Consider the following 23,389-nt stretch of genomic DNA (forward strand, 5'->3'; position numbering starts at 1 on the left):
GATTTATGACATTTATGTGAAAAACTTTTGGAGGAATAAAAAGGAGTAAACATTGATATAAATATATTTTTAATGACAGTAATTAAGTAAAAGAGGGGATGAAAAAAGGAATGCTCAACATGTATGAGTCATTCCTTTTTTCATAGATTAACTTGCCTGTTTTTTATTACTTTCTTTCAATTTCTCTGCTTGTAAAAAGCGATTCGTTTCAGCAACAACAATACTACTTAATCCAATTAGACCAATCAAGTTTGGAATTGCCATAAGTCCATTTGCAATATCAGCAAATGTCCATACGATTCCTAGTTTTAAATTAGCACCAATTGCAATCATGACAATAAAGATTGCTTTATAATATTTAACTGCACTTTCTCCGAATAAATAAGCTACACATTTTTCTCCATAATACGACCAGCCTAAAATAGTAGAGTAGGCAAATAAAATAATTGCGATACCGAGAATCATACTACCAGCAGTACCGAATACAGATTGGAATGCAAGTGTTGTAGCTTCAACGCCAGTTTTACCAGATTTCCAAGCGCCTGTAGTAATTAATACTAGTCCTGTAATTGTACATACAATAAACGTATCTAGAAAAGTACCAGTCATTGAAACTAAAGCTTGCTTTGCAGGCGAATCAGTTTTTGCAGCCGCAGCAGCAATTGGTGCACTCCCTAAACCAGCTTCGTTCGCAAATACACCACGCGCCATTCCGATTTGGATAGCTGATGCAACTGTTGCCCCAATAAAACCACCAGCAGCTGCCGTACCATTAAATGCACCAGAAAAAATAAGTGAAAATGCTTCTGGAATTTGGTCGTAGTGATAGAAAATAATTATAAGACCAGCAATTATATAAAAGAAAGCTTTTATCGGAACGACATAACCCGTCACTTTCCCGATTTTTTTTACACCGCCTAAAATAACAATTGCGATTAAAAATGCCATTAGTATACCAGTTAAAGCAGGAGGGAAAGAGAAATTAATTCGCATTGCCTCTGCAACTGAGTTAGATTGCACCATATTACCAATACCGAAAGAAGCAGTTGTACCAAATATAGCGAATAATATAGCAAGCCATTTCTTACCTAAACCACGCTCTAAATAATACATTGGTCCACCTGAATATTCACCATTTTCATTACTAACACGGTATTTCACTGCAAGTATTGCCTCGGCATACTTTGTTGCCATACCGAATAAAGCGGTAATCCACATCCAAAATATTGCACCAGGACCACCAATTGTAACAGCTGTTGCAACACCTGCGATATTTCCCATACCAATCGTTGCGGCCATAGCTGTCATAAGTGCTTGGAAGTGACTAATATCTCCAGAAGAAGAGGTATCTTCTGATTTTTTAAATGCTAGTTTGTGAGCGTATAACAGTTTACTAAACTGTAAACCTTTCAAACGCACTGTGAGAATGATACCAGTTCCAACGAGTAGCAACAAAGTTGGTAATCCCCACACGTATTGATTCATTTGTTCTAATACTTTACTTACTGTCTCCATCTTTATTCTCCTTTATTTAGAAAAAATAAAAACCACTTCAAGTAAATGAAATGGTCTCTGGAGAAACAAGGGATAGAAAAATAAACCGATACAATCGGCTTTTTCTTTCGCTTGTCTCTGTCCTTTTACCTGAGAGATTATCCGCTAAAGTAGCGGATTTGCTCCTTCGGTGCTCGTTTTCCTCCGCGCTCTATGAAAGCGAGAGGGAGTCTCTCCAGAGATTCGTCCCCATGCAGTTCTACTTGTAACCAAGACCTGAGAGTTTCAAAGTTGGTATAACAACTTTTTGCCCCGTCGGTAGATCAATAGACCTTCTCCTGAATGGTTCATCCGAATTATAAAATTTATAAACACATTGATTGTAAATCAATAAAAACATTATAGACATACAAATTGTGAATTGCAATCATTTTTTATTTTAAAATAGTAAATAGTTTTATTTTTTTGTAATTCCTAATTTATCTTTAACTTCATTTAAAGTAGAGAAAGCGATGACAATATGTTGATCCGCAAGTCCTAAAGCTTGTTTTGTTTTTTCAATAGTTTCATCGGTTGGAGTAGAGTTATTTGCTCCGTCTATAATTAAATTTGCTGCATTTTTCATGAAATTTGATGCGGATTTAAACTGAGTTGTGAACTGAAGTAGTTGTTTTTGTATATCTATATCTGTTATGTTTTCTTCAATTTTAAGCGTGTCTATTTCGTTCATAATTGTTTCGTACTGCTTGGAAACAGCACTCATTGTAACTAATAGTTTATTTCGATCTACTGAATCTCCATTCGTGTGAATCTCTTCCCAGGCAGGTAACCAATCTTTTTCGATGATGTCATTATAATGAGTAGTCAATTCATTGATTTTAGGCTGTAATTTAGTTTTGAAAGTTTTTGTCTCCGCTGTTTCTACAGTTGCTTTTTCATTGTTATTTTTAACATTAGTAGCGTAGAGAATCGTACCGAAAATGATGAAAATAGAAATAACAACTGTCCATTTAGTAAAAAGTAATTTCTGCAATATGTAACGCCTCCAAAATTTAAAAACTTATAATTATAATATATAACAATAATGTTGCTTAAAGTAGAGAAAATAGGCTAGAAATAATTTAAATTATTTCTTTTCTATACATAAATAATTAAAGTTAGTAAAATGATGAAAGTTATATGCGAGAAAAGAGGGTTTTTAGTGAAAATGAATAGAAGAAAACTAGTTTCAAATATTTCAATGGCTATGTTATTAGTTGTTTTAATTGCATTCATATTTATGGATAAAGAATCTAAAATTAAAGGTTTTCCAGTACCAATGTCAGCAATTCATATTAACGATGATAAGGAAGAGGACTATCAATATATAAGTGTAATGCCTATTACAAAGGCCAGTGGATGGGAGAGCTTAGGGGAAAACGGGCATACTGTTACTTTTAAAAAAGGGGAGAGGAATGTAACTGTAATACATTATCCGGGAGAACTAACGTTTTATTTATTTGAGAAAAAGGTGAATATGGGAGATAAGATAAAGATGTAATTCGTTAAGGGTTACATCTTTTTTTGATTCTGAATTATTTGAAATAAAATTAGATAGATGGTTTGATAGATGTAGTGATAAATATGATAAGTTCTATATGTTGATAAAAAGCATCGAAGAGACCATAAAAACATTATGTAAATTAAAAGTTGTAAGTGGAAGATAAATTATATCTTAAGGGGGGAATTAAAAATGTTACTAAAAACAATTTACTGTGAAGTGGAAGAAGAGAAAAAAGAGTTATTTTCAAACGCACAAGAAAAATGGCGCGATATACAGCATCTAGATGGATTTCATGGACAATTTGGTGGATGGAATAAAGATGAGGCATGTGTATTTACTTTATGGGAAAATCGAAATGCATATCAATCATTTATGAATGGTGCTCACGATACAATTTATTTAAATAGTAATCAAGAGGATACGTTTCTTTCATGTGAAATTGAATTATTTCAAACGTTGTATGATATAACTGATACGCATTTAAAAGACGTTGTTACAGAAGGATCATTCGTAAGAGTTGCTATATGTGATGTAAAGGTGGAAAAGGAAAATCATTTTTTACATAAGCAAGAAACAATTTGGAATAAAGGAATGGAAAAAGCAAAAGGAATGTTAGGTGGAGTAGTTGGGAAGTCTTTAAAAAATGAAAATCGTTACATAGTGTTAACGTATTGGAAAGATGAAAAGACGCATCAACATTATGTGGAAGAGATTTTCCCAGATTTATATAAATTAGCTAATATTCATGAAGATACAGAAGAGATAAAAGGAAAACAAGCTGTATGTAAGGAAGAATGGCTTGTATATTAAACAAAGAAAAAGTGCATAAATGAATGTATAATAAAGATATTTTCTTATAAACAAGTAATTAATAGAAGACGTTATATACCCTTTCATGTTAATATATTTAAGTTATAATAGGAGGCTTACCCTTTTGTATTGTACGGTAGAAGCAGTGTGAGCTTGAAATTTTTTTAGAAAAGGATGTGCCTAATTTGCGTATCAATAAATTTATTAGTGAAGCTGGAAAAGCGTCTCGACGTGGAGCGGATAAACTAATTAATGAGAGAAGAGTAATTATTAACGGTAAGGTTGCAAAAATTGGTGACCAAGTGAACCCAGGTGATGATGTACGAGTAAATGGAGAGCAGCTTCGAATTGTTCGAGATCATGTATATATCGCTTTAAATAAACCAGTAGGTATTACATGTACCAGTGAAAAAGCTGTAAAAGGTAATATTATCGATTTAGTGAACCATCCTTTACGAATTAGTCACATTGGTCGTCTTGATAAAGACTCAGACGGTTTAATTTTGTTAACGAATGATGGTGATATTGTTAATGAAATTTTACGTGCTGAAAATAAACATGAGAAAGAATATATCGTTTCAGTAGATAAGCCTATTACCCCTGATTTCTTAGAAAAAATGGCAGCTGGTGTGAAAATTTTAGGAACGAAAACACTTCCTTGTGAGATCACACAGTTATCAAAATATGAGTTCAAAATTATTTTAACACAAGGGCTAAATCGTCAAATTCGTCGTATGTGTGAAGCTTTAGGTTATCAAGTATACACGTTAAAACGTACGAGAATTATGAATATTGAATTGAATAATTTACCCGTTGGACAGTGGAGAGATTTAACGAAGAAAGAGAAAAGACGTCTATTTGCAGACTTAAATTACGAACCACAAGATTGGTAAAATTGTGAAGTGAAACCAAAAAAATTTGGTTTAACTTTTTTAAATTAAATAAATAATTTTTTTAAACACTTGCAAAAATAAAATGAATAAGATATATTAAATAACAATAAATGGATGTTTTACAAAAGCGAAGAAAAGGACACGAGTTATTTTCCCCGGTTATACAGAGAAGGAAGGAAAGCTGAGAACTTCCTAACGCAGAAAAATAACTTACCACCTTAGAGCTGCACTAGGGAAACGAAGTATCTAGTGCCGTGTAAGCGACGTTATCGCAAAAGAAGCCATTATGTTTTTTGTGATGGGAATCTGGGTGGAACCACGGATATAAGCATATTCGTCCCTATATTTAGGGATGAATATGCTTTTTTTGCATTCAATTTCATAATAAGCGAAGAAAAGGACACGAGTTATTTTCCCCGGTTATACAGAGAAGGAAGGAAAGCTGAGAACTTCCTAACGCAGAAAAATAACTTACCACCTTAGAGCTGCACTGGGGAAATTAAGTATCTAGTGCCGTATAAACGACGTTACCGTAAAAGAAGCCATTGTTTGTTCACAATGGGAATCTGGGTGGAACCACGGGTATAAGCACGCTCGTCCCTATTTTAGGGATGAGTGTGCTTTTTATTATGAAATGGAGAGATGAAAAATGAAAGAACAAATGATTGAAATTAAATTTCCAGATGGTAGCGTGAAAGAATTTGTAAAAGGAATTACTTTAGAAGAAATTGCGGGATCCATTAGCAGTAGTTTGAAAAAGAAAGCAGTCGCGGGGAAAGTAAATGATGGATTATATGATTTACGCCGAAATATTGAAGAAAATGCGGAAGTGGAAATCATTACTATAGATTCAAATGAAGGGGTAGAAATTGCAAGACACTCAGCAGCACATATTTTAGCGCAAGCTGTAAAAAGAATGTATGGTGATATAAATCTTGGAGTAGGGCCTGTTATTGAAAATGGATTTTATTATGATATGGATCTTCCAAGTAGTGTAAACATGGAAGATTTACGAAAAATCGAAAAAGAAATGAAAAAGATCACAAATGAAAATATAAAGATAGAACGAGTTGAGGTTTCTCGAGAAGAAGCAGCTAAACTGTTTCAAGAAATGAACGATCTCTTGAAATTAGAACTTTTAGAAGCAATTCCTAGTGGGGAAAGTGTAACACTATATAAACAAGGGGAATTTGTAGATTTATGTAGAGGACCACATTTACCATCTACAGGTTATTTGAAAGCATTTCAATTAACTCACGTTTCCGGTGCATATTGGCGAGGTGATAGTAATAACCAAGTGCTTCAGCGTATATATGGCGTTGCATTCTCTTCTCAAAAAGAATTAGAAGAGTATTTACATTTCGTTGAAGAAGCAGCAAAAAGAAATCATCGTAAGTTAGGCAGTGAGCTTGAGTTATTTATGTTTTCTGAAGAGGCTCCGGGGATGCCATTTTATTTACCGAAAGGACAAATGATTCGTAACGAATTGGAAGCATTTTTAAGAGAAATTCAAAAAGAGTATAAGTATCAAGAAGTACGCACTCCGTTCATGATGAACCAAGAAGTATGGGAGAGATCAGGGCACTGGGGACATTATAAAGATAATATGTATTTCTCTGAAGTAGATAATAAAAGTTTTGCATTAAAACCGATGAACTGTCCAGGGCACATGCTTATGTTTAAAAATAAATTGCATTCTTATCGTGAATTACCGATTCGTATGTGTGAATTTGGTCAAGTACATCGCCATGAATTTAGTGGTGCATTAAACGGGTTATTAAGAGTACGTACTTTCTGCCAAGATGATGCACATTTATTTGTAACTCCAAAACAAATTGAAGATGAAATTAAATCAGTAATGGCGCAAATTGATTACGTATATAAAACTTTTGGATTCGAATATGAAGTAGAGCTTTCTACTCGTCCAGAAGATTCAATGGGTGATGATAAATTATGGGAGCAAGCAGAAGCAGCATTAGAAAATGTATTACAATCGCTAAATTATAAATATAGACTAAATGAAGGTGACGGTGCATTTTACGGGCCGAAAATTGATTTTCATATTAAAGATGCTTTAAATAGAAGTCACCAGTGCGGAACAATCCAGCTTGATTTCCAAATGCCAGAGAAATTTGATTTAAATTATATAGATGAAAATAATGAAAAGAAAAGACCAGTTGTTATTCATCGGGCAGTTTTAGGTTCATTAGATCGCTTCTTAGCAATATTAATTGAGCACTTTGGAGGTGCGTTCCCGGCATGGGTAGCACCAGTTCAAGTGAAAGTAATTCCAGTTTCAAATGCAGTACATGAACAATATGCCAGTGAGGTTGCACATAAATTAGCACAAGCTGGGATTCGTGTTGAACAAGATGCACGAGATGAAAAACTAGGATATAAAATAAGAGAAGTACAAATGCAAAAAGTACCGTATGTTCTTGTTATTGGCGATAAGGAAATGGAAAAAGGAGCTGTAAATGTACGTAAATATGGGGAAGAGAAGTCAGAAGTTGTTGCGCTAGATGTGTTTGTGGCAAGTATTGAAGAGGAAATAAAGAATAGAAAATATTGATTGTAAAGAACACACACTCTTAGAAATTAGTGTGTGTTCTTTTTTATCTTACAAAAATGTAAGGTAAATGTAAGCGAAATCGAGGGAACGAGTTGTAGAAAAATGAGAATATGAAGTAGGAAATAGGAAATAGATTCATGTTAAGGGTGTAACTCTTATTGAATGAATAATTAAAAAATTATTAAGGATTTACATGACAAAATAATAAGAAATATGTGAGAAATTAATTTTATACAAAAGGGATGGAGTGAAAGAGATGTCAGCAAATGTAGTTACTGTAGAAAGTGTAGAAAAAACGTATGGAAAAAGAAATGAGAATCAGTCAAAAGCATTAAGGGGTGTATCGTTAAGTATTAAAGAAGGAGAATTTGTCGGGATCATGGGACCTTCTGGGTCTGGAAAAACGACGTTACTTAATGTGATAAGTACACTTGACCAAGCGACAGGTGGTAGTGTGACGATAGCTGGTACAAATATTACTTCTATGAAGGGCAATGCGTTATCTGATTTTCGCTCTCAAAAATTAGGTTTCATTTTTCAAGATTTTAATCTACTAGAAAACTTATCAATTTATGAAAATATAGCTTTACCACTTTCTTTGCAAGGCGTACCATCAAGTGAGATTACTGGGAAGGTAAATGACGTTGCGAAGAAATTAGGCATCACTGAAATTTTAAAAAAATATCCGACGGCTGTTTCTGGAGGACAAAAGCAAAGAACAGCGGCAGCACGAGCTTTAGTACATAATCCAGTAATTGTATTAGCAGATGAACCGACAGGAGCGCTTGATAGTAAAAATGCAAAAAGTTTATTAGAAGCGATGCAAGATTTACATGAAAATCACAATGTAAGTATTTTAATGGTTACACACGATGCATTTAGTGCAAGTTATTGTGAGCGTATTTTATTTATTCAAGATGGTCTTCTTTATAAAGAATTAAATCGTCAAGGCACTCGAGAGAATTTCTATCAAGACATTTTAGGTGTGCTCGCTCATATGGGCTCAGCTGCTGAGTCTAAGTAGGGGGCGAAACTATGTTATTTAAATTATCACGTCATAGTATGAAAAAGATGTTAAAAGATTATATGGTTTTACTTATTGGCCTCGTTATTAGTATTAGTATTTTCTACATGTTCCAAACGATGGCGATGAATAGTGAATTTACGAAAGATAATAGCCTAATTAGTAGTATTAGACTCGTCTTTTGGGTAGGTGCAATACTATTATCTTTCATTACTGTATTTTATATTATATATGCCAACTCTTTCTTACTCACGTTAAGAAGAAAAGAACTCGGTATGTACATGATGCTTGGTGCAAAAAAGAAAAAAGTAGCACAGTTATTATTTATTGAAACATTCGGTATGGGTATTGTCAGTATTATTATCGGTATTTTAGTAGGGATGTTACTTGCAAGTGTAGCAGGAAACTTTTTAATGAATGGAATGGAAATTTCAGCAAAAGGTAGTTATGCATCTGTATACACACCAGCAATTTTAGTTACAGCTATTTTCTTCTTAATACTATTTTTCATTACTGGCTTAATGAACGGTGTCCGATTGTTACGTAAAACTGAACTAGAGTTAATTCGTGAAGATGAAACACTAGATGAAGTGAAGAAAAGTAAAACTCGCATTATAATAATGACAGTACTTGGTGTATTACTAGTAAGTACAGGGTACTATTTTATGATCAATGTAAAAATATATGCTGAATTAGGTTTTATTATAGCAACCATCGTTACAACACTTGGAACATATTTTATCTTTAGTTCATTACTCCCATTTTTTGTGATGAAAATTAAGGGGAATAAAAAACGAAATGAAACGGGCTTAAATAGTTTTACATATGCACAGCTACGCTTTCGAGTAAATAGTTTATCGAGAGTATTAGGTACTGTAGCGATGTTAATTGCATTAGGCGCAGGTGCGATGACGGCAGGTATGGCTTTCCAAAAAAATGTAGGTATTATGACAGACCTTTCTCGTGTATATGATGTCGTAATTCATGATCCAAATGATCAAGATAAAGCGGCCTTAAAAGAAATGGAAATTGTTGAAGAAAGCAAGTACAACTATAAAGTAGATGGGGAAGCGGTTTATTACTTACGTAATGATTTAACAGCGAAACCACCACTAATTTCCGAACGTTTTGATACGAAAACTTTAAAAGAGCCTGCGCGTAAACGGGTGGCTGAACCTTTAACTGAACCTATATATTCTGCTTTGGAAGCTCCTGAAGTAGCAAAATTTCCTCGTATGCCAAAAGATTGGGAAGATGCGATTGTAAGAGAGATACAAATTACACATAATCAATTCAACGGAAAACCTGTAAGAATTGCAGATGAAGCGCATTATAAAGGAATTCAAGGAACAGAACACACTGTAACATTAGCAAAAGTAGATGATATGAAAAAGTATAAACCGTTATTGATTGAAATAGATAAGAGACAAAAAGAACAAATTGAAAAAACAACAGGTACAAAAGTAGACATATTTACGAAAATGACAATTTATCAGTTAACGAGCAGTTTCATGAGCGGAACAATGTTTATGGGATTTTTCCTCGGAATTGCCTTTTTAGCAATGATGGCGAGTTCCCTTATGTTCAAAATATTAACAGGTGCTTCTCGTGATGTACGCCGTTATGAAATGTTACGAAAAATCGGTGTAAGACGCAGTATGTTAACGAAAAGTATATATAAAGAAATTTCGTATTTATTTATCTTCCCAGCGATCATTGGCATTTCTCACGTTTTAGTTGGGCTTAACTTATTCAGCTTTATATTAGTTGACCCGTTTGTGAAAGTGTGGGTGCCAATAGGAATCTTCTTAGTCATTTATTTTATGTATTACTGGATAACTGTTCAACTTTATAAAGGTATGGTAATGCCGAAAGAAGAAGTAGCTAAATAGTTTATGAAAAGAGTCCTTGTGTTGAGAATAAGGGCTCTTTTTTATGTTTTTTATAAATAAGGAAAAGATTGGATAATGGTTGAAAAATATAATATTATTTCTAATAAATTACTAAAATGATAATGTTTTAGTAAGAGAAACGATCTGAAGTATGAAAGAAATACTACAGTTAGTTGGAAACAAAGTGTATGCACGTTTTTTCTAGGGAATATTTTAGAGCGAATTAGTTCTATAATTGCTGGAATCATTCTTTCTATAGAGAGATAGAAAGAATAAAAAAGATAGCTGAAAACAAATTGTTTTCAGCTATCTTTTTTGTTTAATTTAGTGATGTCCAGCTAGTAGAGTAAACGCTATTATTAGGAGAAAACCACTAGTTGCCCACATTAGAAATGTAAGGAAAGAGAGCTGTTTCTTAGCTTTCCAAAGCATTTCATGAATTGTGACATATCCAAGTGAACCGATAGCACTTCCCATAATGAGGCCTTGCAGGTGAAGAGCTTTTCCTTCCATCAAAATTCCAAAAACTGTGCCAGTACCGAGAATAAGAGAAAGTAATAAAGTCGTTAATAAAAAGGAAATATATTTATGTTTTGTAAAAAGAAATGGAATAATTAAAGCTAATCCTTCTGGAATATGGTGAACGACAATTGCTATTAAAAAGGGAATGGCAGAGTCATTATGATTTATAAAAGCTGTACCTAACGCAAATCCACTAGGTATATTATGAATAAATATAGCGAAAGAGAGAAAAAGGAAGGTTTGCCATGCTTGTTGATCTTTTTTATGTATCATTGGATGGTGACAATAGTTATCTAATAAGCTCATAACTAAAATACCGATAGCTATACCAAGTATAGGCCCAACTATTTCGTAGCTTGAAAATGTTTCAGGAATAATTTCAAGGGATAAAAGCCCAAGTAAAATACCACCACATAATGCGTATAAACGATGCATCTTTTCTTCAATAAGTTGGCGTGTTGCTACTCCAACAGCACCTCCTAATAGTAATCCACCGAACGAAAAAAATGTTACAATCATTGGAATCCATAAACGTTCCATAGTATCACACTCCGATTCTATTCCCTTATTTTTAGCTTACGAAAAGGAAAGTTAGATTAGTCCAAGTAATTGTGTTTGATTATAGAGAAAAAAGTAGTGATTCGTTATAATTTATATATTAATTTTAAGTGAGAAAATGAAAAGGGGAATTGGTTATGCAACAAATTAAAAAAATAGGAAACTCATTTTGGTATATGACACCTGTTTCTGAAACAGATAGACCTATCTTAGGAATGGTCGTTGGACAAAAAAAAACGTTAATGATTGATGCAGGGAATTCAGAAGAACATGCACAATTATTTTTAGAAATGTTAAAAGAACAAAATGTATCGATTCCTGATTTTGTAGCACTAACGCATTGGCATTGGGACCATATTTTTGGATTATCCGTATTAAGGAATGCATTAACTATTTCGCACGCTGAAACGAAAAAAGAAATGCAGGCAATAGTATCTTATGAATGGACAGATAAAGCGTTGGATGCACGCGTAAAAGAGGGTACTGAAATTGAATTTTGTGCGGATTGCATCAAGAAAGAGTTTGAAGAAAAAGCGAGAAATATTAACATTATTCCTCCAACCTTAACGTTCCAGGGTCAAATGGAATTAGACCTTGGTGAAGTGACATGCGTGTTAAAACATGTGGGCGGAGATCATGCACATGATTCTGTTGTTATGTACATAAAAGAAGAAAAGATATTGTTTTTAGGAGACTGTATATATGCAGATATTTTTTCTTCGAAGTGGAACTATACGACGAAAAGAACGTTTGCATTAATAGATGAATTAGAGAAATTTGATGCTGAGACATATATTCTTTCTCATGGGACAGCTATAAATCGAGAAGAGTTTTTACAAGAAATTCATTTGCTAAAAACAGTAGGAACATATACAGAAGCTTATAAAGGCGATGAAGAGAAGATAAAGGCAGCGTATAAACAAGAGCTAGATAGAGAATTGAATGAAGATGAGCTAGAAACAATAACGTATTTTGTCAATGGTTACGAAATGAATAATCTGTAAGACACTACATTAATCAAATATAATTAAATTGCACAAAAAGAGTATTGAAATTTAATTCAATACTCTTTTTAATAGTTAAATATCTAGTTACAACCAATTTCTAAAATTAGGGCTCGTTATCTGAAGTTATATCACTTTATAGGGGTTCAGATAGAAGCTTTCTTTGCTAATTCAGTAATATACTCAAAGAAAACATCATGTTTTACATCATAAACGACATTTACAGGTCGTCCATCAGTAGTTTCCTCTGTACGTCCTTGGCTTGGTCCGTATGTATGAACGATACTATTAATCGTTTCAGTTTTTGCAAGGCTAGTGTTTCCGACAAAAGCGGTAGTTAGTACATCCCATAAATAGTAAGTAGAGTTCGTTGAGAAGTGAATGAGAGGGGGGACCATTGCATAGCATTGACCAAGGAAATCCATACCAATATACTTTCGCTCTTTTGCCCACTGTTCACGTATGTTTATAGTTAACGGAACTTGGTTTGTACTTTCTAGTGTCACTAAGTCGATTTTAATTTTTGCATCCCATACACGAGCCACCGCTTCAGGGTCCCAAAACGAATTCCACTCAGCTGTTCCATCATGCTCTGGTTCATGTACATTGCCAGCTTTAAGAAATGTACCACCCATCCAAACAAGGCGTTCAATTTGATCTTCGATTATGGGAGCTTCATATAATGCACGAGCAAGGTCAGTTAGGGGCCCGGTAAATAATAAAGTTGTTTTTTCTTCCGTTTGTAGAAGCGTTTCTATTAAATGATGATGCGCAGGTTTTGTCGCCACGGGTGTTACAACTTTTCCAGACTCATTTAAAATTGGTAAAGCATCTACATAAAATGCATGCATCCGCCAGTCTTTCGGAAACGGGTTTTGCCCGCGAGAGTTTGAAGCGGCTACGGCAATATTACCTTTGCCGAAGCGATCGATAATTTTACGACTGGCAGACATTGCGGGTTCTAAATAGCAGTCTGCTGGGATAACAGATACACCGGTAAGCTCAACGTTTTCCATTTGAAGTAATAAAAATAATGAAATTAAATCATCTACGCCGCCATCATGATTGAAGTACACTTTTTTCTTCATTGTAATCTCCATCCTATATGATTTAGTTAGAAATTAAATATGAATTGAGGAGAAGTCATCAATAATTTCCACAACTTCAATTTCTCCATTAATCAGTAGTTCAGGAAGCTCATTTCTAATATTTCCTTTCCAATACTCTCTAGCTTGTTCGAATTTTTGAGAAAAAGGAATACCATCTTCTTTCGGTAAAAGATTACCGTCACCTTCAAAAGAACTTCCGATTACTCGTAGTTTAACAATCTGTAAAACTTCTCGATTGTAAGAATCAAATAATGCTTTCCATTTTAAAGCATCTTCATAGCTTTTAGCAGCATATAAGCAAGATAACCTGGAAGGGTATTTAGGGAATTCTTGTAGTCTAACCATTTCTACAATTGTTTCTCTAACTGCTCTAATTGTTTGATCCATATAACTCATAATTACTTTAGCATTTTCATTATTTATATGTAATTCTTCATTTTTATAGTGATTATTTAAAATTTGTATGCCATCTTCACCACTAGCATTTAATTGTTCTCTTTCAAAAAAGAAGTGATATAGAGTATTGTGTTGATTTTTGTTAACAGGAATGATTTGTCCGATATGCATTTTTTTCTTTGTTACGATATGATATACGAAAAATTCTTGTTCATTCATGGTTCTCCTCCTAGTAGTAATGTTTAAATTTAGTAATTCAACATCGAAATATATAAAACCTTTATAAGTAAAAGTTAGAATTTGAGATGAAAGTAAAGAGAATATATGAAAACGTTTTAAGTTTGTTCACAAAATGTTCACTTACGAAGGGGTTTCCAATGTCGATATAATGACAAAGAATCAAAGAGAAAGGATGATGAAATTTGCCAACAACAAGAAAGGAAAACCTCCAATTTGGCATGATGATGTGCCTTGGGATGGTTATCGTAATGACGTTTTACAATTTACTAATGAATGAAGCAGGAGGACCAATTTATATTAAAGAGATTGCATTAGAACTATTGATTGGATATATTATTGCGCTATTAATTGAAATATGTATCGTTGGACCTTGTGCGAAAAAAATTGTATTTATGTTACCATTTGATAAATCTAAGAAAATAAATATTATCGTTGCGATGGCGACAACTATGGTAATCGGAATGGTGTTCTTTATGTCATTTTTCGGTATGGCTATGATGCATTTACATGGTGGACTACAAGGAGATTCATTTGTTTCAATTTATGTTTCAATTTTTATTAAAAATTTCATAATGGCATATCCATTACAATTAATTATTATGGGACCGCTTGTGCGTTTCTTATTTGCAAAGTTTGTTATGAAAAAGAAATCTTTTAATGTAGCGTAATTGTAATTTAAAAAACATTATATACAAATAAAAACCACACCTCGCATTTTTGAGGTGTGGTTTTTTGTTCATTCCTAGTTATTTTCATAGTGATGTGACATTTGTCCTTTTGCCATTATAGGATTATAGCTTTTAATTAAGTCAGAAATAAAAGATGAGGAGATGATTTTTTGAAAGGTATTATATTTGCTGTTTTTGCGGGGATATTTATAACACTTCAAGGAACCTTTAATGCGAAACTTAGTTCACATATCGGTATATGGTCGACGAGTATTATAACCCATTTAATTGGATTCATTATTGCAACAACTGTATTTTTGTTAAAGAAAGAAGAGAAAGTAACAGATTTAAAGAGTGTGAAAAAAGTATATTTAGCAGCGGGTTCATTTGGTGGATTCATTATTTGTGCAGAAACTATGGCGATATATTCATTAGGAGTTACATTGACAGCTGGTACACTAATGGTTGCTCAATTGTTAACGGCAACAGTTATTGAAATGAAAGGACTGTTTCATATAAAAAAGATACAGATGGAGAGATATCATATTGTGGGAACAATAGTAATGATTATAGGTATTGTTTTATTTAATATGTAAATGAAAGGGGGAAATGAATATGTGGGATAGATCAAGTTTAATTACGCATTATTTAAAAAACAATAAAACGCTCGAGGTATTTTCAGAAATAGATACAGCTTATTTTCAAATAAATCACTTTGAAAAAGGCGAGCTTATTTGCAATATAGATGACGAAATGGATCGTTTATATTTTGTTGTTAAAGGTAAAGTAAAAGTTTATACGATTACACCTGAAGGGAAGAAACTAATTCTTCGCTTTATCAATCCATTGGCCATTGTTGGTGATATTGAATTAATTCAAAATAGCAAAGCACATAATGTCGTTGAAGCTTGTTCAGATGTTGTAGCAATCTCTATTTCTAATACGGTTATTAGAAACAAGTTATTACATGATCCTATATTTATGAAGTTCTTGCTTGAAAACATTGCGAACACGTTAAAAATATCGACTCGTTTTACTGCTCTTAATTTACTGTATCCTGTAGAAGTACGTGTAGCTAGTTATTTACTTTCAATTTCAACAGATAGTAACGGGAATATGTATAAAGGGGATTTGGATGCAACTTCGGTAACGAGTATTGCAGATTTTATAGGGGTAAGTTATAGGCACGTAATTCGGGTATTACAAAGATTTTATAATGAAAAACTAATTGAAAAGAGTAATGGAGTTATTGTAATTAAGGATTTTTCTAGAATGAAGGAAGTCGCTAAAGATAATATATATGAGCAATGAAAGGGAGAGGAAGATTTTGATTGGATTTAGTTTAGCCATATTAGCAGGAATATTAATTAGCTTACAATCTGTTTTTAATGCAAAAGTAAATGAAAATGTAGGACAGTGGTTAACGACTACATGTGTCCTTGGAATAGGTCTCATTAGTTCTATTCTATTTTATATCATTACAGAAAACAGTAGTAACATTAAAGTGTATACTACAAATTATTTGTTTTATGTAAGTGGACTGTTTGGCATCGGGTTAATTATTTGCATAATGGGTGCAATAAAGAGCTTAGGTCCAGCATATACGGTGCTAATTAGTCTTATTACTCAATTGGTCGTTGCGTTATGCATTGATACATTCGGATTATTTGGAATGGAGAGTATTCCATTACAAGTAAATAAATTAGTTGGTATAGGTTTATTAATTGTGGGAGTAGGAATTTTTAAAAATCTATTTTTGAATAAGAAAGCTATTCATATAAATGAGGATAGTGTCTAAAGAATATAAAGGGAAAAAGTGTGAATGGTCAGAACTTATACATTTAGATAGTAATAAGTGAGCGATGAGGAGAGAGGATAAATGAATCAGTTAATGTTGCAGGATGGTGTACACTATTTGAAAATCAATGGGATATTGCATTGGTGTAAAGTTGCAGGGGCAGCTCATAATACAGTTCCTCTCATTATTGCACATGGTGGTCCAGGTGGCAATCATTATGTATTCGAAAGAACACTTGGGTTGAGGTTAGAAGAGAATATGACTGTTGTTTATTATGAACAAAGAGGATGTGGTAGAAGTGAGGCACCACAGGATGACGGTGAGTACTCAATCAATACTCTAGTCGAAGATTTAGAGGAATTAAGAAAGCAATTACATGTAGAGAAGATAAATTTGTTAGGATATTCTTTTGGTGGGCAACTTTGTTTAGAGTATGCTTTGAAATATCCGAAAAATGTTGAACAAATGGTATTACAAGCACCATCGTTAGATGATTTAAATGATATGTATACTGTGCAGATAGAAGGTTTTCTACAAGTAACGAAAGGGGAAATGAAAGAAGAAATATTGATAATAAGTAAGTCAGAAATTCCTTTAAAAGAAAGGTATAATCAAGTTTGGAGTATAGTTGATACAAAAGCTGTAGATCGATTATTGTTTAAAAATGAAGAATTTGCAAAGCTAAATCGGAGTCTTTGGGAGGAAAGTCAGTTAAGTAATACAGGGAAGATGAGCAAAGTTATTTTTGGAACAAAATCATCTTTACCGCTTATTGAGCGTATTAAAGGTTTAGAAATTGATACGTGTGTCATAGCTGGAGCGCATGACTATAACACGGGTGTAGGAATGAGTTATAGAATAACGAGACAATTGAAAAATGGTAAACTTGTTATATTTGAAAATAGTGGACATTTCCCAGATATCGAGGAGACGGATAAAGTATGTGAAACGATTATTGAGTTTTTGGAACGATAGGGAGGATCGCTAGTATTTCAGAAAACCCTCAAGCTAAGAGTATACGAAATTTTATACAGTTTTTCGGATAATTCAATAACAAACGAGATCCATAAAATGGAACCAGAATAGAAATTTATAAAAAATGTATAGATCCCTAGAATAAAAAAGGAAGAATTCTTATGAGAGTAAGTGTTCCTCCTTTTCCTTGCTACCAAAAATGATACGTTATGTTAAACAGTCATGAATAAGTATTCATCCCTATTTTCATTGTTTATAAGTGTAATTGCTAATGGTACAATCAGGATGATATAGGAATATCATCCTGATTGTGTTTTATGGAACATCATTTCTGATAATCAGTACTGCAATGGGACAAAATAACTTTCTATGAAATTATTTATATTGGAGCTGAAACACATGGATTATATAAGTTATTTAAGAAATATGGTTGGACATGAAAAAGTAATTATGGTGGTCGCAGGTTGTTTTGTGTTGAATGAAAAGAATGAAGTACTTCTGCAATTACGATCTGATAATGGGAAATGGGGACATCCTGGCGGGTTTATGGAATTTGGCGAGACAGTTGAAGATACAGCAAGAAGAGAAGTGTTTGAAGAAACTGGTTTAAAATTAGGAAAACTTGAATTTTTTAATGTGTATTCTGGAAAAAAATACGAAAAAAAGCTATCTAACGGTGATCAAGTTGCCTTAGTGAAATTAACTTATATTTGTAAAGATTTTCATAGAACATTACATACTGATAACGAAGAAAGCTTACAGCTAAAATTTTTTCCCCTAGATAACTTGCCTGAACTATGGCAAAATCAACAAGAAGTTTTCGATGATTTATTAAAGTTTATGAAAATAAAAAACTAATTCCCCCTCCTTTTTTGATATTATTTTACTGCCTATGACGATAATTAGATAAATAATCTATCCTTATGGGCAGCTTATTGTAATTTTTTATTTGGGTTATTTTTCTTCAAAAATGCATTGGATTTTCATAGAAAATTGTGATGTGATGAAAATTTTAGCTAGATGGTTATGAACTGGTACCCCATAATAAAAAAGCAGGAACATTTTGTACATATCAAATATGTTCCTGCCTTTTGTTTTATTAAGATTAACATCTATGACTTAAAAATAAATTTATTGATTTTGAAGTTATGTGGATTGAATTCGATGTGTTTGAGTAGTGGTTTTAGGCAACGAGAATATAACCGAAAATAAAATATTACTAAACGTATATAACTAATGAATACAATGTCTTTTTCAGTTATTAAGTTGTAAATCATTTTATGATAAAATCTTTTACATAATTTAATAAAGGGGTAGTATTCAATGGGTTATTTCTCAAATGGTTTATTAGTTTTGTTTGTGCTAATCGTATGCAGTTGTATATTTTTTGGTTGATAATATAATGAGAGTCTTATATAAAAGAAGTTATCTTAAGTGAGATAACTTCTTTTTATTTTATATTGAGAAGGAATTCTATCTTTCTTATTGAAGTTTGTTCTAGTTATTTTTACATCGATCAGATTTGTGTAAAGGGAATTTTATGAAATATAAACAAGCCAGAGAATAGGGAGTATTTACATGGAAAATAGTATACGCTACACAAGCGAACATCCTGCAGATTTTAATGGATTATTATCCTTATACGAATCTTTAGGATGGAATTCTCTTAAATTAACGGTTAACGAGCTAGAAAGAATGTGTAAGCAAAGTTGGTATGCAATTTATGTTTTTGATGATGAGAGGTTAGTAGGGATGGGGCGTGTCATATCAGATGGAGTCATAACAGGCATTATTTGTGGAGTTGGTGTATTGCCAAAATATCAGTCTAGTGGCATCGGAAAAGAAATAGTGAAACGATTAATCCAGCACTGTGAACAAAACAAGGTTATTCCACAACTTATGTGTGTAGAAAAATTGCAATCTTACTATGAATCTATGGGGTTTGAGGCATTCTCTATTGGGATGACAAAACATATTATAAGATAGAGGTGCTTTATCCCGCTATTTGTCGGGTAGTAAAACCCCACGGATTAAAGTTTCACTTTATATTTTCAGTTTACTCGTACATATTTTCAAACTTCAACATAAAGGAGAATGGCTGTATGGAGATTGCTACAGGAGTAGAAATGTTACAACTTGAATTTCAAGAATTTGTTATTCATCCAATTCTTTTATGGAATGATGAAATGGCAGTATTAATAGATACGGGTTTCCCAGGACAAATTGAAGATATACAAGTAGAGATGGAAAAGGTTGGGGTATCATTTGATAAGTTAAAAGTCGTGATTTTGACGCATCAGGATATTGATCATATAGGTAGTCTTCCAGAATTGTTGCAGCACTGTCGAAGTAATATTAAAGTTTATGCGCACGAACTAGATAAGCCATATATCGAGGGGGATTTACCTTTATTGAAGGACGGAAATGTAGAGAACCGACCAAAAGGAAAAGTGAGTGATACTGTGATTGACGGGCAAGAACTTCCGTATTGCGGTGGAATACTAATTCTTCATACTCCAGGGCATACTCCGGGTCATATTAGTTTATATTTGAAACAAAGCAAAATTCTTATTGCAGGAGACTCTATGTATAGTGTGAATGGGATGTTAGGAGGAATTCACGCCCGAACAACTATAAATATTAAGGAAGCAAAGCAGTCTTTGAAGAAGTATTTAAATTTACATATTGAATCTGTAGTTTGTTACCATGGGGGATTAAGTAAGGAGAATATAAATGTTCAACTTCAAAATTTGTAAAGTTAAAATGGAGTTTTTTGTTAAGTGACGTTGAAGTATAATCTGGTTATTAGTATATAAATAAATTATAGAAGAGCATGTTTGAAAAAATTAAACATGCTCTTTTATTAAAGTAAATCAGTTTAATATGAATGACCTAACCCATTCCAATAAAAAGAAACGATTTCTTGTGCTAATTCATCTATATTTGCCAGAATAGGATTGTGATTTTCATCTTTAAAATTCCCAATTGATAATAAAGATACGAAAGCATGAGCCACAAATTTAGCGTTTCCTTTCGGAATTTCTCCCATGTGCATCGCAGTATCGAGTGCTTTTTCTAGCACTTCATACATATTATTTTCAGCATTTTTTAATTCCTTCAATTGTTCTTCAGATAACGACAGTTTAGCATCTTTCATAAAATTTTTCATATCAATATCCATCGTTGCGTGTAAGTAAACTTTGGCGAAGTCTAATAATCTTTCTTCTAAAGTTTTGTTTGTAGAGAGTATTTGAGACATATTCTCTCGTATACGTATCATCATTTGGGTCATAGTAGCGGTAAATAAATCGGCTTTTGTTGAATAGTAATAGTAGACGGTTGCTTTCGTAACACCACAAACTTTTGCGACTTCATCCATAGAAACGACTTGATAATTTTGTGTAAGAAATAAGCGAGTTGCCACTTCTAAAATGGTTTCTTTTGTAGATTTTGTATTTTTATTTTGCCGTGGCCTTCCGAGAGGACGTTGTTTTTGTTCCAAATCCATTCGCTCCTGACATTTATTCTTGAGATAATTATAACATAATTTTCAATCATTCTTGATTAATTAACCTACCAGTATATATAATTAATAATGAAGGAAAAAAGGAAGGTGGGTTTTTATGAAAAAGCACCCGTTACATATGTTAGGGAGGCTTGTAGCAGGGAAAAATACGCAATGGATCACTTTATCGGTGTGGGTTCTTATTACATTATTACTTTCATTTACGTTACCACAAGTAAATAGTACGAAAGAACCGAATCCAAAAAATTTACCTGAAACAGCTATGTCACAGCAAGCGGAAGCGCTTATGAAAAAAGAGTTTCCGAATAATGCAGGGAATCCGTTGTTAGTAGTATGGTATAGAGATGGTGGATTACAGTCACAGGATTATAAACTCATACAAGACGTTTATAAAGAGTTAAAAGTTAGTCCTTTAAAAGAACAATCAACGTTACCACCATTTGATACAATCCCAGAGCAAGTATTATCAAAAAGTGCATCAAAAGATGGTACATCGTTTGTTACACCGGTATTCTTTAATAAATCTGCTGGTACGGATATATTAAAAGGAAATCTTGAAGAGTTTAGAGAAATAGTGAATAGTAAGGTGGATGAAGATCCATTTAAACAAAAAATAAGTGAATCTGGTTTACATGTTCGATTATCTGGACCTGTAGGTATTCAAACGGATGCAGTTAGTTTATTTAGTCAAGCAGATGTGAAATTGCTAGTGGCTACAGTACTACTAGTGTTAGTTTTGTTAATTTTACTGTATCGTTCACCAATTTTAGCGATTTTACCTATACTTGTTGTTGGCTTTGCATACGGTATTATTAGTCCTACACTCGGTTTTTTAGCTGATCACGGATGGATTAAAGTAGATGCCCAAGCAATATCAATTATGACAGTATTATTGTTTGGCGCTGGAACGGACTATTGTCTATTTTTAATTTCGAGATATAGAGAGTACTTGTTAGAAGAAGAAAGTAAATATAAAGCATTACAACTTGCGATTAAAGCTTCTGGCGGTGCAATTATAATGAGTGCGTTAACTGTTGTACTTGGTTTGGGAACATTATTACTTGCTCATTATGGTGCCTTTCATCGATTTGCAGTACCATTTAGTGTTGCTGTATTTATAATGGGAATCGCGGCTTTAACGATTTTACCAGCACTATTATTAATTTTCGGTAGGATTGCATTTTTCCCGTTTATACCGAGAACAACTTCAATGAATGAGGAGTTTGCAAGAAAGAAAAAGAGGGCTATAAAAGTTGAAAAATCAAAAGGCTCCTTTAGTAAAAAACTTGGAGATGTAGTAGTACGAAGACCGTGGACAATAATTATGCTAACTGTGTTTGTATTAGGTGGATTGGCTTCGTTCGTACCACGTATTCAATACACATATGACTTATTAGAATCGTTTCCAAAGGATATGCCTTCACGCGAAGGGTTTACGTTAATTAGTGATCATTTCTCAGCTGGTGAACTAGCACCAGTAAAAGTTGTTGTTGATACGAAAGGAAAAGAGCTTCCTATTAAACAAGAACTAGAGAAATTTTCTTTCATAAATACAGTGAAAGAGCCAAAAGAGGGAAAAGAAAATAAGCAAATACAAATGTATGAAGTTTCTTTAGCGGAAAATCCATACTCAATTGAAGCGTTAGATCAAATTCCTAAATTGAAAAGTAATGTAGAAAAAGTATTAAAAGATGCTGGGATTAGTAATGCTGAAGAGCAATTGTGGATTGGTGGAGAAACAGCTTCATTATATGATACAAAGCAAATTACTGAACGTGATGAATCAGTAATTATTCCAGTAATGATTAGCATTATCGCTTTATTATTACTTGTCTACTTACGATCGGTTGTTGCGATGATTTATTTAATTGTAACTGTTGTCTTATCATTCTTCTCAGCGTTAGGAGCAGGATGGATATTACTTCATTACGGTATGGGAGCGCCGGCCATTCAAGGTGCGATACCGTTGTACGCATTCGTATTTTTAGTTGCTTTAGGTGAAGATTATAATATCTTTATGGTTTCAGAAATATGGAAAAACAGAAAGACACAAAATCACTTGGATGCAGTAAAAAATGGTGTAATACAAACAGGTAGTGTTATTACATCGGCAGGTTTAATTTTAGCAGGAACTTTTGCAGTGTTAGGTACACTTCCAATTCAAGTATTAGTTCAATTTGGTATTGTAACTGCAATTGGCGTATTACTAGATACGTTTATTGTAAGACCGTTACTTGTACCCGCAATTACAGTTGTGTTAGGCCGATTTGCTTTTTGGCCAGGTAAACTTTCAAGAAAGAGTGAAGAAATACAAAAGGTGGATGCATAGTTAAAAAAGCCAAGGATATTTTCCTTGGCTTTTTCA

At 33.2% G+C, this 23,389-nt stretch carries 22 protein-coding genes, 1 riboswitch and 2 other annotated features; of the genes, 16 read left to right on the forward strand and 6 right to left on the reverse strand.

Going from position 1 to position 23,389, the window contains the following annotated elements:
- Nucleotides 1-147 precede the first annotated feature (147 nt).
- Nucleotides 148-1,515 (reverse strand): alanine/glycine:cation symporter family protein, encoded by a 1,368-nt coding sequence (locus tag BAQ53_RS11060; protein ID WP_000451045.1) that lies wholly within the window; start codon nt 1,513-1,515, stop codon nt 148-150.
- A 107-nt stretch (nt 1,516-1,622) separates the two neighbouring features.
- A riboswitch (glycine riboswitch) is annotated at nt 1,623-1,743 on the reverse strand.
- 208 nt (nt 1,744-1,951) lie between these two features.
- Nucleotides 1,952-2,527 carry a hypothetical protein gene (locus tag BAQ53_RS11065; RefSeq protein ID WP_151522207.1) on the reverse strand — a complete coding sequence of 192 codons (576 nt, stop codon included), beginning with the start codon at nt 2,525-2,527 and terminating at the stop codon, nt 1,952-1,954.
- A gap of 132 nt (nt 2,528-2,659) precedes the next feature.
- Between BAQ53_RS11065 and BAQ53_RS11070 the strand changes: the two genes are divergently transcribed.
- The 6 genes from BAQ53_RS11070 to BAQ53_RS11095 all read left to right on the forward strand — a co-directional run bounded on the left by BAQ53_RS11070 (nt 2,660) and on the right by BAQ53_RS11095 (nt 10,228).
- On the forward strand, nt 2,660-3,034 hold the full coding sequence (locus BAQ53_RS11070; protein ID WP_139032744.1) for a hypothetical protein: 375 nt from the start codon (nt 2,660-2,662) through the stop codon (nt 3,032-3,034).
- A 192-nt stretch (nt 3,035-3,226) separates the two neighbouring features.
- On the forward strand, nt 3,227-3,847 hold the full coding sequence (locus BAQ53_RS11075) for a YdbC family protein (RefSeq protein WP_000925137.1): 621 nt from the start codon (nt 3,227-3,229) through the stop codon (nt 3,845-3,847).
- A gap of 185 nt (nt 3,848-4,032) precedes the next feature.
- Nucleotides 4,033-4,740, forward strand: coding sequence for a pseudouridine synthase (locus BAQ53_RS11080; RefSeq protein WP_208906846.1), 708 nt, complete (start codon nt 4,033-4,035; stop codon nt 4,738-4,740).
- 121 nt (nt 4,741-4,861) lie between these two features.
- Nucleotides 4,862-5,085, forward strand: a binding site (T-box leader).
- Between the two features lie 37 nt (nt 5,086-5,122).
- Nucleotides 5,123-5,345, forward strand: a binding site (T-box leader).
- A gap of 44 nt (nt 5,346-5,389) precedes the next feature.
- Complete coding sequence (thrS, locus tag BAQ53_RS11085) at nt 5,390-7,312, forward strand: threonine--tRNA ligase (RefSeq protein WP_000663060.1); 1,923 nt, start codon at nt 5,390-5,392, stop codon at nt 7,310-7,312.
- A gap of 256 nt (nt 7,313-7,568) precedes the next feature.
- Nucleotides 7,569-8,336 (forward strand): ABC transporter ATP-binding protein, encoded by a 768-nt coding sequence (locus BAQ53_RS11090; RefSeq protein ID WP_208906847.1) that lies wholly within the window; start codon nt 7,569-7,571, stop codon nt 8,334-8,336.
- An 11-nt stretch (nt 8,337-8,347) separates the two neighbouring features.
- Complete coding sequence (locus BAQ53_RS11095) at nt 8,348-10,228, forward strand: FtsX-like permease family protein (RefSeq protein WP_000897851.1); 1,881 nt, start codon at nt 8,348-8,350, stop codon at nt 10,226-10,228.
- A gap of 324 nt (nt 10,229-10,552) precedes the next feature.
- Here the strand turns inward: BAQ53_RS11095 and BAQ53_RS11100 are convergent, their stop codons facing one another.
- Nucleotides 10,553-11,290 carry a ZIP family metal transporter gene (locus tag BAQ53_RS11100; protein WP_046946324.1) on the reverse strand — a complete coding sequence of 246 codons (738 nt, stop codon included), beginning with the start codon at nt 11,288-11,290 and terminating at the stop codon, nt 10,553-10,555.
- Nucleotides 11,291-11,445: 155 nt separating this feature from the next.
- On the opposite strand from BAQ53_RS11100, the gene BAQ53_RS11105 reads away from it, so the two are divergent.
- Nucleotides 11,446-12,312 carry an MBL fold metallo-hydrolase gene (locus BAQ53_RS11105; protein WP_089148500.1) on the forward strand — a complete coding sequence of 289 codons (867 nt, stop codon included), beginning with the start codon at nt 11,446-11,448 and terminating at the stop codon, nt 12,310-12,312.
- Between the two features lie 146 nt (nt 12,313-12,458).
- On the opposite strand, the gene BAQ53_RS11110 is transcribed toward BAQ53_RS11105, so the two are convergent.
- Nucleotides 12,459-13,412, reverse strand: coding sequence for a nucleoside hydrolase (locus BAQ53_RS11110; protein WP_208906848.1), 954 nt, complete (start codon nt 13,410-13,412; stop codon nt 12,459-12,461).
- 21 nt (nt 13,413-13,433) lie between these two features.
- Nucleotides 13,434-14,036, reverse strand: coding sequence for a DUF2441 domain-containing protein (locus BAQ53_RS11115; RefSeq protein ID WP_001005206.1), 603 nt, complete (start codon nt 14,034-14,036; stop codon nt 13,434-13,436).
- Between the two features lie 203 nt (nt 14,037-14,239).
- Between BAQ53_RS11115 and BAQ53_RS11120 the strand changes: the two genes are divergently transcribed.
- The 8 genes from BAQ53_RS11120 to BAQ53_RS11155 all read left to right on the forward strand — a co-directional run bounded on the left by BAQ53_RS11120 (nt 14,240) and on the right by BAQ53_RS11155 (nt 20,254).
- Nucleotides 14,240-14,725 carry a DUF2798 domain-containing protein gene (locus tag BAQ53_RS11120; RefSeq protein ID WP_046946319.1) on the forward strand — a complete coding sequence of 162 codons (486 nt, stop codon included), beginning with the start codon at nt 14,240-14,242 and terminating at the stop codon, nt 14,723-14,725.
- 170 nt (nt 14,726-14,895) lie between these two features.
- On the forward strand, nt 14,896-15,321 hold the full coding sequence (locus tag BAQ53_RS11125; RefSeq protein ID WP_046946318.1) for a DMT family transporter: 426 nt from the start codon (nt 14,896-14,898) through the stop codon (nt 15,319-15,321).
- Between the two features lie 19 nt (nt 15,322-15,340).
- Nucleotides 15,341-16,036, forward strand: coding sequence for a Crp/Fnr family transcriptional regulator (locus tag BAQ53_RS11130; protein WP_000263514.1), 696 nt, complete (start codon nt 15,341-15,343; stop codon nt 16,034-16,036).
- 16 nt (nt 16,037-16,052) lie between these two features.
- Entirely contained in the window at nt 16,053-16,523 is a 471-nt protein-coding gene (locus BAQ53_RS11135) for a DMT family transporter (RefSeq protein WP_061884138.1), read from the forward strand.
- Nucleotides 16,524-16,604: 81 nt separating this feature from the next.
- Nucleotides 16,605-17,498, forward strand: a complete 894-nt coding sequence (locus BAQ53_RS11140; RefSeq protein ID WP_208906849.1) for an alpha/beta fold hydrolase — start codon at nt 16,605-16,607, stop codon at nt 17,496-17,498.
- A gap of 399 nt (nt 17,499-17,897) precedes the next feature.
- A complete protein-coding gene (locus BAQ53_RS11145; protein WP_208906850.1) occupies nt 17,898-18,356 on the forward strand; it encodes an NUDIX hydrolase in 459 nt (152 codons plus the stop codon).
- A gap of 720 nt (nt 18,357-19,076) precedes the next feature.
- A complete protein-coding gene (locus BAQ53_RS11150; protein WP_208906851.1) occupies nt 19,077-19,484 on the forward strand; it encodes a GNAT family N-acetyltransferase in 408 nt (135 codons plus the stop codon).
- 116 nt (nt 19,485-19,600) lie between these two features.
- Nucleotides 19,601-20,254, forward strand: a complete 654-nt coding sequence (locus BAQ53_RS11155) for an MBL fold metallo-hydrolase (protein ID WP_208906852.1) — start codon at nt 19,601-19,603, stop codon at nt 20,252-20,254.
- A 122-nt stretch (nt 20,255-20,376) separates the two neighbouring features.
- On the opposite strand, the gene BAQ53_RS11160 is transcribed toward BAQ53_RS11155, so the two are convergent.
- A complete protein-coding gene (locus BAQ53_RS11160) occupies nt 20,377-21,000 on the reverse strand; it encodes a TetR/AcrR family transcriptional regulator (protein ID WP_000436039.1) in 624 nt (207 codons plus the stop codon).
- A gap of 121 nt (nt 21,001-21,121) precedes the next feature.
- Here BAQ53_RS11160 and BAQ53_RS11165 point away from each other — a divergent pair, with 121 nt between their 5' ends.
- Nucleotides 21,122-23,353 (forward strand): MMPL family transporter, encoded by a 2,232-nt coding sequence (locus tag BAQ53_RS11165; RefSeq protein ID WP_208906853.1) that lies wholly within the window; start codon nt 21,122-21,124, stop codon nt 23,351-23,353.
- The last annotated feature ends 36 nt before the right edge of the window (nt 23,354-23,389 follow it).

This window comes from Bacillus sp. B25(2016b) (genome assembly GCF_001679765.1).
GTDB lineage: Bacteria > Bacillota > Bacilli > Bacillales > Bacillaceae_G > Bacillus_A > Bacillus_A thuringiensis_K.

Coding starts and splice junctions, on each gene's coding strand:
- BAQ53_RS11060 (WP_000451045.1), bottom strand. CDS start 1,515: ATGGAGACAGTAAGTAAAGTATTAGAACAAATGAATCAATACGTGTGG.
- BAQ53_RS11070 (WP_139032744.1), top strand. CDS start 2,660: ATGATGAAAGTTATATGCGAGAAAAGAGGGTTTTTAGTGAAAATGAAT.
- BAQ53_RS11075 (WP_000925137.1), top strand. CDS start 3,227: ATGTTACTAAAAACAATTTACTGTGAAGTGGAAGAAGAGAAAAAAGAG.
- thrS (WP_000663060.1), top strand. CDS start 5,390: ATGAAAGAACAAATGATTGAAATTAAATTTCCAGATGGTAGCGTGAAA.
- BAQ53_RS11090 (WP_208906847.1), top strand. CDS start 7,569: ATGTCAGCAAATGTAGTTACTGTAGAAAGTGTAGAAAAAACGTATGGA.
- BAQ53_RS11095 (WP_000897851.1), top strand. CDS start 8,348: ATGTTATTTAAATTATCACGTCATAGTATGAAAAAGATGTTAAAAGAT.
- BAQ53_RS11100 (WP_046946324.1), bottom strand. CDS start 11,290: ATGGAACGTTTATGGATTCCAATGATTGTAACATTTTTTTCGTTCGGT.
- BAQ53_RS11105 (WP_089148500.1), top strand. CDS start 11,446: ATGCAACAAATTAAAAAAATAGGAAACTCATTTTGGTATATGACACCT.
- BAQ53_RS11110 (WP_208906848.1), bottom strand. CDS start 13,412: ATGGAGATTACAATGAAGAAAAAAGTGTACTTCAATCATGATGGCGGC.
- BAQ53_RS11115 (WP_001005206.1), bottom strand. CDS start 14,036: ATGAATGAACAAGAATTTTTCGTATATCATATCGTAACAAAGAAAAAA.
- BAQ53_RS11130 (WP_000263514.1), top strand. CDS start 15,341: ATGTGGGATAGATCAAGTTTAATTACGCATTATTTAAAAAACAATAAA.
- BAQ53_RS11140 (WP_208906849.1), top strand. CDS start 16,605: ATGAATCAGTTAATGTTGCAGGATGGTGTACACTATTTGAAAATCAAT.
- BAQ53_RS11145 (WP_208906850.1), top strand. CDS start 17,898: ATGGATTATATAAGTTATTTAAGAAATATGGTTGGACATGAAAAAGTA.
- BAQ53_RS11150 (WP_208906851.1), top strand. CDS start 19,077: ATGGAAAATAGTATACGCTACACAAGCGAACATCCTGCAGATTTTAAT.
- BAQ53_RS11155 (WP_208906852.1), top strand. CDS start 19,601: ATGGAGATTGCTACAGGAGTAGAAATGTTACAACTTGAATTTCAAGAA.
- BAQ53_RS11165 (WP_208906853.1), top strand. CDS start 21,122: ATGAAAAAGCACCCGTTACATATGTTAGGGAGGCTTGTAGCAGGGAAA.